At 69.7% G+C, this 12,558-nt stretch carries 13 protein-coding genes; 5 read left to right on the top strand and 8 right to left on the bottom strand.

Annotated features, from left to right (window positions below):
* Positions 1 to 29: 29 nt before the first annotated feature.
* The 5 genes from DMC61_RS28935 to DMC61_RS28955 form a co-directional block, all read right to left on the bottom strand.
* Entirely contained in the window at positions 30 to 944 is a 915-nt protein-coding gene (locus DMC61_RS28935; RefSeq protein WP_125692932.1) for a LysR family transcriptional regulator, read from the bottom strand.
* Positions 941 to 2,122, bottom strand: a complete 1,182-nt coding sequence (locus tag DMC61_RS28940) for a glycine C-acetyltransferase (protein WP_125692934.1) — start codon at positions 2,120 to 2,122, stop codon at positions 941 to 943. The genes DMC61_RS28935 and DMC61_RS28940 overlap by 4 nt, the downstream gene beginning before the upstream one ends.
* Positions 2,122 to 3,153 carry an L-threonine 3-dehydrogenase gene (gene tdh, locus DMC61_RS28945; RefSeq protein ID WP_063276890.1) on the bottom strand — a complete coding sequence of 344 codons (1,032 nt, stop codon included), beginning with the start codon at positions 3,151 to 3,153 and terminating at the stop codon, positions 2,122 to 2,124. The genes DMC61_RS28940 and tdh overlap by 1 nt, the downstream gene beginning before the upstream one ends.
* Positions 3,154 to 3,223: 70 nt before the next feature.
* A complete protein-coding gene (locus tag DMC61_RS28950) occupies positions 3,224 to 3,904 on the bottom strand; it encodes a GNAT family N-acetyltransferase (protein ID WP_125692936.1) in 681 nt (226 codons plus the stop codon).
* A gap of 55 nt (positions 3,905 to 3,959) precedes the next feature.
* Positions 3,960 to 4,643: a TetR/AcrR family transcriptional regulator gene (locus DMC61_RS28955; protein ID WP_063276892.1), complete on the bottom strand. Its 684-nt coding sequence runs from the start codon at positions 4,641 to 4,643 to the stop codon at positions 3,960 to 3,962.
* Positions 4,644 to 4,709: 66 nt separating this feature from the next.
* On the opposite strand from DMC61_RS28955, the gene DMC61_RS28960 reads away from it, so the two are divergent.
* Positions 4,710 to 5,468 carry a sigma-70 family RNA polymerase sigma factor gene (locus DMC61_RS28960; RefSeq protein ID WP_125692938.1) on the top strand — a complete coding sequence of 253 codons (759 nt, stop codon included), beginning with the start codon at positions 4,710 to 4,712 and terminating at the stop codon, positions 5,466 to 5,468.
* A gap of 2 nt (positions 5,469 to 5,470) precedes the next feature.
* On the opposite strand, the gene DMC61_RS28965 is transcribed toward DMC61_RS28960, so the two are convergent.
* Positions 5,471 to 7,210, bottom strand: a complete 1,740-nt coding sequence (locus DMC61_RS28965; protein WP_233594992.1) for an ABC transporter ATP-binding protein — start codon at positions 7,208 to 7,210, stop codon at positions 5,471 to 5,473.
* Between the two features lie 73 nt (positions 7,211 to 7,283).
* Between DMC61_RS28965 and DMC61_RS28970 the strand changes: the two genes are divergently transcribed.
* Positions 7,284 to 7,853, top strand: coding sequence for a TetR/AcrR family transcriptional regulator (locus DMC61_RS28970; RefSeq protein ID WP_125692939.1), 570 nt, complete (start codon positions 7,284 to 7,286; stop codon positions 7,851 to 7,853).
* 52 nt (positions 7,854 to 7,905) lie between these two features.
* Positions 7,906 to 8,787, top strand: a complete 882-nt coding sequence (locus tag DMC61_RS28975; protein ID WP_125692941.1) for a CPBP family intramembrane glutamic endopeptidase — start codon at positions 7,906 to 7,908, stop codon at positions 8,785 to 8,787.
* A gap of 70 nt (positions 8,788 to 8,857) precedes the next feature.
* On the opposite strand, the gene DMC61_RS28980 is transcribed toward DMC61_RS28975, so the two are convergent.
* A complete protein-coding gene (locus tag DMC61_RS28980) occupies positions 8,858 to 9,907 on the bottom strand; it encodes an NAD(P)-dependent alcohol dehydrogenase (protein WP_016335269.1) in 1,050 nt (349 codons plus the stop codon).
* Positions 9,908 to 9,995: 88 nt separating this feature from the next.
* On the opposite strand from DMC61_RS28980, the gene DMC61_RS28985 reads away from it, so the two are divergent.
* Together DMC61_RS28985 and DMC61_RS28990 are read left to right on the top strand one after the other, a co-directional pair.
* Positions 9,996 to 10,598: a TetR/AcrR family transcriptional regulator gene (locus DMC61_RS28985; protein WP_125692943.1), complete on the top strand. Its 603-nt coding sequence runs from the start codon at positions 9,996 to 9,998 to the stop codon at positions 10,596 to 10,598.
* A gap of 89 nt (positions 10,599 to 10,687) precedes the next feature.
* Positions 10,688 to 12,043 carry an MFS transporter gene (locus DMC61_RS28990; RefSeq protein WP_125692946.1) on the top strand — a complete coding sequence of 452 codons (1,356 nt, stop codon included), beginning with the start codon at positions 10,688 to 10,690 and terminating at the stop codon, positions 12,041 to 12,043.
* 6 nt (positions 12,044 to 12,049) lie between these two features.
* Here the strand turns inward: DMC61_RS28990 and DMC61_RS28995 are convergent, their stop codons facing one another.
* On the bottom strand, positions 12,050 to 12,505 hold the full coding sequence (locus DMC61_RS28995; protein ID WP_125692948.1) for an ATP-binding protein: 456 nt from the start codon (positions 12,503 to 12,505) through the stop codon (positions 12,050 to 12,052).
* Between the last annotated feature and the right edge of the window lie 53 nt (positions 12,506 to 12,558).

A 12,558-nucleotide genomic window follows, 5' to 3' on the forward strand; every position in this document is an offset into this window, starting at 1 on the left:
CTTTCCTTCGACGGCAGGTGAGGATGATCCTAAGTGCGACTCCCCCGGCCCGCATTCGCATGACCGGGCGCCGCGTCCAGCAACGCGGCGAGCACGGTCTTGAGCAACGGGTGGTCCGCGCTGCCCCGCCGGACGGCGGCGAACACGCGGCGCAGCGGCGGTTCGCCGCGCAACGGGACGGCGACCGCACCGGGAACGGCGGTGAAGGCGTTGCGCGGCACCAACGCCACGCCCTCGCCGGCGGCGACCAGGGTGGTGATCGCGTGGAAATCGTCGGAGACGTGCCGGATCGCCGGATTGGCGCACACGATCATCAGCACGTCGCGGCAGGGATTCCCGGGTTTCGGCGCGATCCACTCGTCGTCGGCGAGCTCGTCGATGTCCACTTCGGACGCTCCGGCGAGCCGGTGCGTGGTGGGCAGCACGACGTCGAAGGGCTCCACGTACAACGGGAACCGGGTGAGCCTGCTTTCATCCGTCCGTGGCGAGAGCCGGTACTCCTCGGTGATCGCCAGGTCGACCTCTCCGTCGAGCAGCAGCGGGATGCTCGCGTGCCCCTCGACGTCCTGCACCTGCATGGTGACCCCGGGCGAACCGGCGCGCAGCGAGGCTATCGCCGGCGCGACGACCATCGTGATCGCGGAGGCGAAACTCGCCAGCCGCACCATGCCCTGGACACCGGAATCGAGCGCGGCGAGGGTGGCCTGCGCCCGTTCCAGTTCGGCGGCGACGGCGTTGGCGTGCACCACCATCAATTCACCCGCCGGGGTCAGGGAGACCCGCCTGCCCCGGCGGCGGAGCAGCTGCTGGCCGCACTCGGCTTCGAGGGCGGCCAGCTGCTGGGAGACCGCGGACGGCGTCAGGTGCAGCGCCTGGCCCGCCGCCGTCACGGTGCCGTGGTCGGCGAGGGCACGCAGCACGCGCAGCCGTCGCGGATCGATCATTCGTCCATCATGGACCTTGCCGTCACGAACGCGTCGACGGCCCGGTTCACGTCGTCGGTCGAATGCGCGGCCGACATCTGCGTCCGGATCCGGGCCTTGCCGTGCGGCACCACCGGGTACGAGAAGCCGATCACGTAGATGCCCTGGTCGAGCAGCAGATCCGCCATCTTGCCCGCCTTGGCGGCGTCGCCGATCATCACCGGGATGATGGGGTGCTCACCCGGAAGCAGGTCGAAGCCGGCTTCGGTCATCCGGCGCCGGAACAGCTCGGTGTTGGCACGCAGCTTGTCCAGCAGCTCACCCGAGGACTCCAGCAGTTCCAGCGTGGCGAGCGCGGCCGCGGTGATCGACGGCGCCAGCGAGTTCGAGAACAGGTACGGCCGCGAGCGCTGCCGCAGCATCTCGACGATCTCCGCGCGACCAGAGGTGTAGCCGCCGCTCGCGCCGCCGAGCGCCTTGCCGAGGGTGCCGGTCAGCACGTCGACCTTGTCCTGCACGCCGAACAGCTCGGGCGTACCGCGGCCGGTCGGGCCGGTGAAGCCGACGGCGTGCGAGTCGTCCACCATCACCAGCGCGTCGTACCGCTCGGCCAGCTCGCAGATCTCGTCGAGCGGCGCGAGGTAGCCGTCCATCGAGAACACGCCGTCGGTGGCGATCATCCGGTAGCGCGCGCCGGACGCCTCCTTCAGCCTGGCCTCCAGATCCGCGACGTCACGGTTGCGGTAGCGCATCCGCTTCGCCTTGCAGAGCCGGACGCCGTCGATGATCGACGCGTGGTTGAGCTCGTCGGAGATGATGACGTCCTGATCGGTCAGCAGCGTCTCGAACAGCCCGGCGTTGGCGTCGAAACAGGAGCTGTAGAGGATCGTGTCCTCGGTGCCGAGGAACTCCGACAGCTTCGCCTCGAGTTCCTTGTGCGGCTGCTGGGTTCCGCAGATGAACCGCACCGACGCCATGCCGAAGCCCCAGCGGTCCAGCGCCTCTTGCGCGGCCTTGATCAGCTTGGGGTGGTCGGCGAGGCCGAGGTAGTTGTTGGCGCAGAAGTTGAGGACGTCGCCGCCGCCGACGCTGACCGAAGCCCGTTGCGGTCCCTGGATCACCCGCTCGCCCTTGTACAGCCCGGCTTCCCGGATCTCGGCGAGCCCGGCCTTGAGGTCGTCGCGCATCGCGCCGTACATCAGTTCTCCGTCCAGTCCAGAATGACCTTGCCGCAGCGGCCTTCCCTTGCCGTCGCGAACGCCTTCTCGTATTCGGTGTAGCCGAACCGGTGGGTGATCACCGGCGAGATGTCCAGCCCTGCCTGCAGCAGGACGGACATCGAGTACCACGTCTCGAACATCTCGCGCCCGTAGATGCCCTTGAGCTGGATCATCTTGAGCACCACGGACGCGACGTCGACCGACACGTCGGAAGCGGGGAGGCCGAGCAGCGCGATGCGCCCACCGTGGGACATGTTCGCGATCATGTCGCGCAGCGCCTCGGGCCGCCCGCTCATCTCCATGCCGACGTCGAAGCCTTCGGCCATGCCGAGCCGCTCCTGCGCGTCGGCGATGGTCGCGGAGGAAACGTCCAGCGCGAGGTCGACGCCGACCTTGCGGGCCAGTTCGAGGCGGTGCTCGCTGACGTCGGTGACCACGACGTTGCGCGCGCCCGCGTGCCGCGCGATGGCGGCGGCCATGATGCCGATCGGGCCGGCGCCGGTGACCAGCACGTCCTCGCCGATGACGGGGAAGGACAGCGCGGTGTGCACGGCGTTGCCGAGCGGATCGAAGATCGCGGCGATGTCGAGGTCGACCTTGGTGCGGTGCACCCAGGCGTTCATCTCGGGCAGGACGGCGTACTGCGCGAAGGCGCCATCGGTGTGCACGCCGAGGCCCTTGGTCCTGGCGCACAGGTGACGCCGTCCGGCCTTGCAGTTGCGGCAGCTTCCGCAGACGAGGTGTCCCTCGCCGCTGACCAGGTCGCCCACCTTGACCGTGGTCACCGACCGGCCGATCTCGACCACCTCGCCGACGAACTCGTGGCCGATGACCAGCGGCGCGGCGATGGTGCGCGCCGCCCAGTCGTCCCAGGAGTCGATGTGCAGATCGGTACCGCAGATCCCGGCGCGCAGCACGCGGACGGCGACGTCGCCGGGGCCGACGGCGGGGTCCGGAACGTCGGTGAGTTCCAGCCCGGGTGCTCGGTCGGCTTTGACCAATGCCTTCATGGCGCGAAGTCTGGCCCGCCCGTGCTGTTCAGTCCATCGCGAGTTTCTGAAATCCCTCGTTAGCGTGTCTTCACAAGGAGCCGGGGACCCGGGCCATCACGAAGTCCGGCCGCGGGATCACTTCGAAGCCGATCGACTCGTAGAGCCGGATGGCCGGCGTGTTCGTCGCCGCCGCGTGCATCATCGGGTGTTCGCCGCGGGCCCGGATCCCCGCCGCCACCGCGCGGATGAGCCGGGTCGCCAGTCCCTGGCCGCGATACGCCGGGTCGGTGCAGACGGCGCTGATCTCGGTCCAGCCGGGCGGGTGCATCCGCTCCCCCGCCATCGCGATCAGCTCGCCGTCGCGCCGGATTCCCAGATATGTCCCCAATTCGATGGTCCGCTTCCGGAACGGGCCCGGTTTGGTCCGCTCGACGAGGTCGAGCATCTCCGGGACGTCGTCGGGCCCCAGCACGACCGCTTCGGGATCTTCGGCGGCTTCGAGCGCGACGTCGACCAATTGGACCCCGGCGATCCTGCCGAGGACTTCCCAGTCGGCGGGGACGGGCAGCGCGTTGTGGACGGTGACCGTCTGGCCGGGCCCCGCCAGCGCGGCGACGTCCGCCCATACGCCCTCGTCCGGTTCCGGCGGCAGGGCGAAGAACGGCGCGACGTCGACCTGGTAACGCAGGGCCTGGCCGGAGCGCTCCGCGAAATGGGCGTGCGGGCCGGTCAGCGAAGCCCAGGCGGGGTCGTCGAAAGGGGTGGCCATGATCGCTCTGACACCCGCGAGCCGGCATTCATTCCCGCTCCCACATCCTGAGCGCTCAGCCGCCCGGCACGAGCAGCGGCGAATGCGGGTCGAGCTCGACCCCGCGTTCCCGGAGCGTGTCGTCGATGACCCGCCAGATCCACCGCACCAGCTGGCTCGCGAGTTCCGGAAGTTCGAGGCCGCCCGGATTCTCCAGCCAGCGCGCGGCACTCGTGTCGACGAGGCCGACCAGCCCGAAGGCGAGCGGTTCGGCGATCCGGCCGTCGAGGTCGAAGGTGTCGAGGTAGTGCTCGAACAGCACGGAGAGCTGCCGGGCGATCGCCGTCCTGACGTCGGTGATGGCGTCGCCGCCGCGCCGCCCGGCTTGGGAATGCCTGGCGAGATAGCGGTAGAGGTTCCCGTGTTCGGCGAGCCAGCCGGTGTGCGCGCCCACCGCGATGGTGATCAGCTGCATCGGCGTCCCGCTCGGGTCCCACAGCGGGGCCAGCTCGGCGGTGATGAGCCGGACGGCGCGGTCGGCGATCGAACGCTGCAGGTCGGCGGCGTCGTCGAAATGCTTGTACACCCGGGTTCTCGCCACCCCCGCCTCGTCGGCGATCTGTTCGGTGGAGACCTCCGGACCGTGCTCGGCGATCGCGCGCAGCGCCGCGTCGACGAATTCCCGCCGGCGGCGCTCCCGCTGTCCCGCCCAGCGCGCCGCGCGGCCGTCCGGCCGTGGCGCGTCGGCTTCAGGCGTCATCCCCCGGAGTTTATCCGGGGCCGGGTTACCGGTACACTGCCGTACCCGTTACTTCGGGAGACCGCGATGAGGACTGACGTCGACGACACCACAGCGGATGCCACGCTGCTCGACGCCTTCCGCGCCGGTGACATCGCCGCCGGCGAAACACTCTTCCGACGGCACGCCGAGCCGCTCCGCCGGATCGCCGCGGGCTGGGTCGCCGAGCCCGCCGAACGGGACGACCTCGTGGCCGAAGCCTTCGTGCGGGTCCTGAGCGTCATCCGCGACGGCGGCGGGCCGCGCGAAAACCTCCGTCCCTATCTCGCGGTCACCATCCGGAATCTCGCCGGCAAGTGGAGCCGTCACCACAAACGGGTCGAGCTGTACGGCACGACCCCGGCGGTCGAAGAGGCCGCCGGGGCCGTGGGTACGGAAGAACTCGTCATCCTCCGGTCGAACGCCCGGCTGGCGTGGACCGCGTACTGCGCGCTGCCCGGCCGCTGGCGGACCGTGCTGTGGCGGACCGAAGCCGAGGGCGATTCCCCGAAGGTGGTGGCGCCGCTGCTGGGCGTGTCGCCCAACGGCGCGTCCGTCCTCGCCCTGCGGGCCCGCGAAGGATTGCGCCAGGCCTTCCTGCAGGCGCAGGTCCCCGAGACGGGAACGCAGTGCTGCCAGGAAGCGCGGCGCCGGATGGGCGCGTGGCTGCGCGGCGGCGTGCCGGGCCGCCGCGCGGACCTCATCGCCGCGCATCTGGCGGACTGCGAACCCTGCCGGACCGTCGCCACCCGCCTCGACGAGGTCAACCGCGAGATGCCGCCGGGCGTCCGCGCCGTCCCCGCCTGAGGTCAGCCGGGTACCGGGGCGGCCTCCCCCGCGATCCTCAGTGCCTCCACCAGTTCCCGGTACAGCGTGTCGGTGGCGAGCAGGTGCTCGTGGCTTCCGCTCGCCCGGACGCGGCCTTCTTCCATCACCACGATGGTGTCCGCGTCGATCACGGTGGACAGCCGGTGCGCCACGGTGACCACGGCACCCTCGCGGGCCAGCCGCCGGATGCAGTCGTGGATCGCGCTCTCGGTCCGGCCGTCGACCTGCGCGGTCGCCTCGTCCAAGAGCACCACGTCCGGCGTGCGCAGGATCGCCCTGGCCAGCGCGATCCGCTGGCGTTCCCCGCCGGACACCGACGTCGACGAAAGCGGCGTGTCCAGGCCGTCTTCGAGCGCGGCGATCTTGTCGCTCAGCCGGACTTCGGCGAGCGCCCGCCGCACCTCTTCCTCGGTCGCGTCCGGATGGGTGAAGAGCAGGTTCTCCCGGATCGTCCCCGGCACGATCGGCGTCTCCTGCTCGACGTAGGCCAGCCGGGACCGCACGTCCGCGTACGGCAGGTCCGCGTACTCGCGTCCGTCCAGCAGCAGTGCACCCGACTGCGGCCGCACGAACCGCATGATCAGCGACAGCATCGTGGTCTTGCCCGCGCCGGACGGCCCGACGATCGCGGTGTGCCCGCGTCTCGGGATCGCCAGCGAAACGTCGCGCAGCGCCGGGTCGCCGCCGTAACCCGCGGTCACGCCGCGTAGTTCCAGCACCGGGCCGTCGTGGTCACCCGAGGACTCCGCCTTGGCGGGCGCCTGCTCCTCTTCCACCTCCAGCGCGTCCATCTCCCGGATCCGCCCGGCCGCGGCGATCCCCGCCTGCAGCGCGGTCATGTTCTGGCTCAGTTCGGTGATCGGCTCCATCAGCGCGAACGCGTACAGCAGGAACGCGATGAGGCTCGACACCTCGAGCAGGCCCGCACCGACGCGCCAGGCGCCGAGACCGAGGATCACCAAGGTCGCGGCCTGGATACCCGTCCAGGCCACCACCCAGGCGACGGCTTCCCGCCGCACCGCGCGGACGCCGTGCGCCGTGGCTGCTTCCGCGTCGACCAGGATCCGGTCGGCCTGCCGGGTTTCGGCCCGGCTGGCCTTCACCGTGCGGATCGCCCGCAACGCGCCCTCGAGAACGCCGCCGAGCCTGCCGACCCGATCCTGCGCCTTCTCCTGCTCCTTCGCGATGGCGGGCATGAGCCAGGTGAACAACGCGATCACCACGAGCACGGCCGCCACCGTCGTCGCCAGCAGCACCAGGTCGAGCACGCTCATCAACACCAGGGTGCCGACGAGCATCACCACACCGTTGATCAGGCCGATCACGCTGGACGACGCCGCCTCGCGCAACAGCACCGTGTCCGAGGTGACGCGGGTGACCAGTTCTCCCGTCGGCCGTTTCGTGATCGCCGGGATCGTCGCGCGGAAGAACCGCCGCACCATGGATTCCCGGGCCTTCAGCACCACCCGCTCGCCGACCGTGCCGAGCAGGATCCACTGCACCAGCCAGATCACCGCGCCGACCACCATCAGGCCGAGCAACGCCAGCACGGGGCCGGCCAGCGACGCCGACGAGCCCAGTGAGTCCAGCACCCATTTCGTGACCATGGGCGTGGCGAGACCGGTCGCCGAGCCGAGCAGGGCGAGTACCAGGCCGATCGCGAGTGCCCCCTTGTGCGGCCGCGCGAACGACCACAGCACCTTCAATCGTGGAGTCTTCATGGTTCTTAATGGAACACGCGTGTTCTAAAATCGTCAACCGAGTTCCATATCGGGAGCGAGGTACGGTACCGCCATGACTGAGGGTGTGGTCACCGAGACGGGTGTCCGGGCGAGGACCCGGCGCGCGATCCTGGACGCGGCCATCGAGACGTTGACCAAGCAACCGAGCGCCACGCTGGCGGATATCGCGGCGGCGGCGAACGTCGGGCGCACCACGGTGCACCGGTACTTCGCGGAGCGATCGGACCTGATCGACGCCATCAGCCACGACGCCCTCGACAAGATCTCCCACAGCACCGAACGGGCCCGGCTCGACGACGGACCGGCCCCGGAAGCGCTGGCGCGGCTGTGCCAGGAGTACTTCGAACACGGCGACATCTTCCAGCTGCTGTTCACCATGCCGGACCTGGTGACACGGCCCGAATGGACGGAGGAGAGCGACGACGACCGCCGCCTGCTGCGGCTCGTCGAACGCGGGCACGCGGAGGGTTCGATAGATCCGGCGATGACGAAGGAGTGGCTGCTGCAGCTGCTCTGGAGCCTGCTCTACACCGCCTGGGAGCTGACGCGGGAGAAGACGCCGAAGCACGAGGCTCTCACCTTGTGCCTGCGCAGCCTGGAAAAGATCATCGCGGTCGGCTGAAGTCCTCCGAAGTGATGACGCGGACTCGCGCCGCTTCGAAGATCCTGACCCGGTGACAGAAAAGACCGGCACCCGCCCGGGTGCCGCCTGGGGAATCCTCTTCGGCGGGCTCGCGGTGTTCGTGGCCGCCCCCGCACTGCTGCTGACCACCGGGCACGACGCGATCAGACCGTCCGCGGATTCGGCCAAGGAGCTTTCCCTCGCGGGCGCCCTGGTCCCCGCGCTGGCCGGGCTCCTGCTGATCCACGGGATCCCGCTCCACGCGCCGAAACTGCTCCCCGAGGTCACCGACCGGCGCGGACTGGGGAGACAGGCGACGGCACTGGCGCTCATCGCGTTCCTGTGGCCGCTGGCGTTGTACCTGCTTTCGGCGGCGGGACAGCAGGCGCTGGTCCGCGACGTCTGGGCACTCGCCAAACCGCTGGTGTTCCTTGTGCTGCCGTTGATTCTGCTTCGGGCTCTGCCCGCGCGGGATTCCTTCCGGCTCACGTGGCGGCCCCGGGAGACCTGGCAATGGCTCGCGCCGATCCCGGCGGTGCTCGTGTTCGGCTGGCTCTACGTCCTCGGCCCGCTCGCGCCGCCGCTTCCCACCACGGAGGACTACCCGGACCCGGTGTACCTGGCGATCGGCGCGACGCTGACCTTCTTCACCGCGAACGTCCTCGAAGAGGTCTTCTTCCGCGGCATGCTGCAGACCCGGCTGGAGGCGCTTTTCGGGCGGTGGCCGGGAATCCTGCTGTCGGCGCTGCTGTTCGCATGGCTGCACCTGCCGACCCACGGACAGGGCTCACTGCCGCTCACCTTGGGCGCGATCGTGGCCTTCCAAGGGTTCTTCGGCCTGTTCACCGGCTACCTGTGGTCGCGCTACCGCAATCTGTGGGCGCCGATCGCCGCGCATACCGCGATGAACACGCTGCCGCTGCTGCTGATGTGAGCCGGCTTTCCGTGAAGGCCTCCTTGAGGGACTCTGGGTCCCTCAAGGAGGCCTTCACGGACAGGGAAAGTCACGCGCCAATGGTCGCCGCGTCGATGACGAACCGGTAGCGGACGTCGCTGTTCTCGACCCGGTCGTAGGCCACGTTCACCTGGTCGGCCGAGATCGTCTCGATCTCCGCGCCGATCCCGTGCTCGGCGCAGAAGTCGAGCATCTCCTGGGTCTCGGCGATCCCGCCGATCATCGAGCCGGCGAGCACCCTGTTCCCGCCGAGCAGCGAGAAGGCGTTGTAGGACAGCGGTTCGCCGGGCGCGCCGACGTTCACCATCGCGCCGCCGACGCGCAGCATGCCGAGGTAGGAGTCGACGGGCAGCGTCGCCGAAACGGTGTTGAGGATCAGGTCGAAACGGCCGCGCAGCGCCTTGAACGTCGACGCGTCACCGGTCGCGAAGTAGTCCTTCGCGCCCAGCTTCAAACCGTCCTCCTGCTTCTTCAGGCTCTGGCTGAGCACGGTGACCTCGGCGCCCATGGCGACCGCGATCTTGACCGCCATGTGCCCGAGCCCGCCGAGGCCGACGACGGCGACCTTCTTGCCCGGCCCGGCGCCCCAGCGGTTCAGCGGGGAGTAGGTGGTGATGCCCGCGCACAGCAGCGGGGCGGCGACGTCGAGACCGATGCCTTCCGGGATACGGCAGACGAAAGCGTCCTTCACGACGATCTGGCGGCTGTAACCGCCGTAGGTGTTCTCACCGTCGAAACCGACTCCGTTGTAGGTCTGGATGTTGCCCTTGACGCAGAACTGCTCGGTGCCCGCGAGGCAGTACTCGCACTCGCCACAGGAATCGACCATGCAGCCGACCCCGACCCGGTCGCCGACCTGGTACTTCGTCACGTCGGAGCCGACCGCGGCGACGACGCCGGCGATCTCGTGCCCGGGCACCATCGGGAAGATCGCGCTGCCCCAGTCCTCCTTCACCTGGTGGATGTCGCTGTGGCAGATCCCCGCGTACGCGATGTCGATCAGCACGTCGTCCGGACGCAGGTCGCGACGCTCGATCGTCGTCGGCGACAGGGCGGCACCCGGGGACGGCGCGGCGATGGCGTGCGTGGTCGTGGTCATGAAACCCTCCGAGAAACAGTGAGACCATGTAAGAGGTCACTTACAACCAGCGTAAGAGGGCTCTTACATATTCCGCGACCGGGACGGTGTGATCCACGACATGGGCGGCAAGTACCATCACGGCGACCTTCGCGCCGAACTCGTCCGGGTCTCCCTCGACCTGATCGCCGAACAAGGGCTCGGTGCGTTCTCCGTCGCCGAGGTCGCCAGGCGCGCGAAGGTCAGCCCCGGCGCGCCCTATCGGCACTTCCCGGACAAGGAAAGCCTGCTGGCCGCGATCGCCGCCAAGGTCGCCTGCCAGCTGGCGGACAGGGTGCACGACGCCATCGAGGCCGAGAGCGAACCGGTCGCCGCGCTCGCCGCGGCCGCCGGCGCCTACACGAAGTACCTGATCGAACGCCGGGCCGGGATGAACATCATCTACTCGGACGGCCTGCAGGGCCCGGAGCACGCCGCACTGCACGAGCAGACCCGCCGCCTGACCGACCAGTTCGTCATGCTCTGTCTCACCGTCGCCGACCGGCCGGAGGACGGGCTGGAACTGATGGAGCAGCTGTTCACCCAGGCGCATGGCTACGGCACGTTCTACCTCGACGGAGTGTTCACGAAACAGGGCTACGCCACGGAAGTCGTGGTCCGGAAGTCGGTCGAGGCCGCCCGCGCCGCCATCGAAGGCCGCACGAAAATGTGATGTGATTCACGTCCGATTTGTCCGATTACCGGGGCTCCCCGCGCCGACAGGATGCGAAGCGCAATCCTTTCGACAGCGAGGAGAACCGCGTGAACATCGGTCAAGACGTCGGGTCGTGGCGGGAACTGGGCCGCCATTCGAGCACCGCGTCGGTACTGGCGGGCGGCGTGCTCGTCGGCGCGATCACCATCTACGTGGCGGCGAGCCTGCTGCCCACGGCGATCGAGGAAATCGGCGGACGGTCGTTGTACGCCTGGACCATGACGGCGTTCCTGGTCGCCCAGATCGTCGCGACCATGGTGGTGGGCCAGGCGCTTTCGCGCTTCGGCGGCAAGGGTTCCTATCTGGTCGGTTTCGGCGTCTTCGCCGCGGGCTCGGTGGTGTGCGCCGCGAGCCCGTCGATGCCCGTCCTCCTGCTCGGCCGCGGGACGCAGGGCCTCGGTGCCGGTCTGCTGACCGGACTGGGCTTCGCCCTGATCCATTCGGCGCTGCCGCCTCGGTTGTGGAGCCGGGGCAGTGCGCTGATCTCCGCGATGTTCGGAGTCGGCAACTTCGTGGGCCCGGCGCTGGGCGGGTTCTCGGCACAGTTCGGTTCGTGGCGCTCCGCCTTCGCGGTCCTCGCCGTGGTGGCGGCCGCGCTGGCGGTCTTCGTGCCCCGGGCGCTCCGCGGCGGCGAACTCCCGGCGCAGGCACCGCCGGTCCCGGTCGTTTCGCTGGCGCTGATCGTCGGCGCAGCCGGAGCGGTGAGCGTGGCGGGGATCCTGTCCGACACCCTCGCGATGGCCGCCCTCATCGCGGCGGGTCTCGTACTCGTGAGCGCGTTCCTGGTGACGGAGAACCGTTCGGCGGCGAGTGTGCTGCCCGCTTCGGTCTACCGTCGTGGTTCGCGGTCGCGGTGGATCTACCTGACGATCATGGTGCTGGCGTCCGGCGTCGCGGTGGAGACGTTCCTGCCGCTGTTCGGGCAGCGGCTGGGCGGGCTCCCGCCCGCGGCGGCGGGATTCTTCGCCGCCGCGCTCTCCTTGGGCTGGTCGGTGAGCCAGCTCGTCAGCGCATCGGCCGGTAAGACACGACGGCTGGTGTTCGCCGGACCGGCCTGTCTCGCCATCGGGTTCGCCGTGCTGGGACTCCTGCAGACCGAACAACCGCCGCTGCCTGTCGTGCTCGCCTGGCTGCCGGTGCTCTCCTTCGGCGGCACGGGAATCGGCCTCGCGATGCCTCATCTGTCCGTCGCGGCGATGACCTCCGCGCCGGACGGCGAGGGCGGTCAGGCGGCGGCCGCGATCGCGACGGTACTGACGATGTCGACCGCGTTCGGCGCGGCGGTCGCCGGCCTGCTTGTCAACCTCGGCGGCGCTTCGGTGGTCATGTCGGCGAGGTGGCTGTTGTTCGGATTCGCCGCCATCTCCGCGCTCGGCCTGCTCACCGCACGCCGCGCCGTCTGAGGCAGGTCAGTTCCGGGAGCGCTTCGTACGCGGAAGCGCTTCCGGGCAGCCGCCGTCGCACCGGATATGCGCCCAGACGAGTTTCCCGCCGCGCACCGGCTCGCGCCGGACACCCCATTGCACGGCCACCCCGTCGACGACGAGAAGGCCGCGCCCGCGGGGATCCTCGATCTGCGAACAGCGCGCCCGCGGCTGCTCGACGCTGACGTCGGCGACTTCGATGCGCACGGCGCACGGTGACACGCCGCGCCACAGCTGGATGTGGCGTGCGCCACCCCCGTGCACATAAGCGTTGGCGACGAGCTCCGTCGCCGCCAGCAGGACGTCGTCGCGATGCCCCTCGCCGAGATCGGGAAGGCATCTGACCACCCAGGCGCGCATGTCCGGCAACGCCCGTGGCGTCGTGGCCCGCAGGTCGAGCACCCAGGTTCCCGGCACCGGATGCTCCGCGATGTTGATCATGGAGCCACCCTTCCCCTCGCGCGCGACCTCCCTGCTGAAGTCGCACAACCGGG

Source organism: Amycolatopsis sp. WAC 04169 (assembly GCF_003947535.1).
GTDB lineage: Bacteria > Actinomycetota > Actinomycetes > Mycobacteriales > Pseudonocardiaceae > Amycolatopsis > Amycolatopsis keratiniphila.

What these genes read in the sequence shown, in the direction of transcription:
- DMC61_RS28935 (WP_125692932.1), bottom strand. Translation starts at nt 944, where the DNA reads ATGATCGATCCGCGACGGCTGCGCGTGCTGCGTGCCCTCGCCGACCAC.
- DMC61_RS28940 (WP_125692934.1), bottom strand. Translation starts at nt 2,122, where the DNA reads ATGTACGGCGCGATGCGCGACGACCTCAAGGCCGGGCTCGCCGAGATC.
- tdh (WP_063276890.1), bottom strand. Translation starts at nt 3,153, where the DNA reads ATGAAGGCATTGGTCAAAGCCGACCGAGCACCCGGGCTGGAACTCACC.
- DMC61_RS28950 (WP_125692936.1), bottom strand. Translation starts at nt 3,904, where the DNA reads ATGGCCACCCCTTTCGACGACCCCGCCTGGGCTTCGCTGACCGGCCCG.
- DMC61_RS28955 (WP_063276892.1), bottom strand. Translation starts at nt 4,643, where the DNA reads ATGACGCCTGAAGCCGACGCGCCACGGCCGGACGGCCGCGCGGCGCGC.
- DMC61_RS28960 (WP_125692938.1), top strand. Translation starts at nt 4,710, where the DNA reads ATGAGGACTGACGTCGACGACACCACAGCGGATGCCACGCTGCTCGAC.
- DMC61_RS28965 (WP_233594992.1), bottom strand. Translation starts at nt 7,210, where the DNA reads ATGAAGACTCCACGATTGAAGGTGCTGTGGTCGTTCGCGCGGCCGCAC.
- DMC61_RS28970 (WP_125692939.1), top strand. Translation starts at nt 7,284, where the DNA reads ATGACTGAGGGTGTGGTCACCGAGACGGGTGTCCGGGCGAGGACCCGG.
- DMC61_RS28980 (WP_016335269.1), bottom strand. Translation starts at nt 9,907, where the DNA reads ATGACCACGACCACGCACGCCATCGCCGCGCCGTCCCCGGGTGCCGCC.
- DMC61_RS28995 (WP_125692948.1), bottom strand. Translation starts at nt 12,505, where the DNA reads ATGATCAACATCGCGGAGCATCCGGTGCCGGGAACCTGGGTGCTCGAC.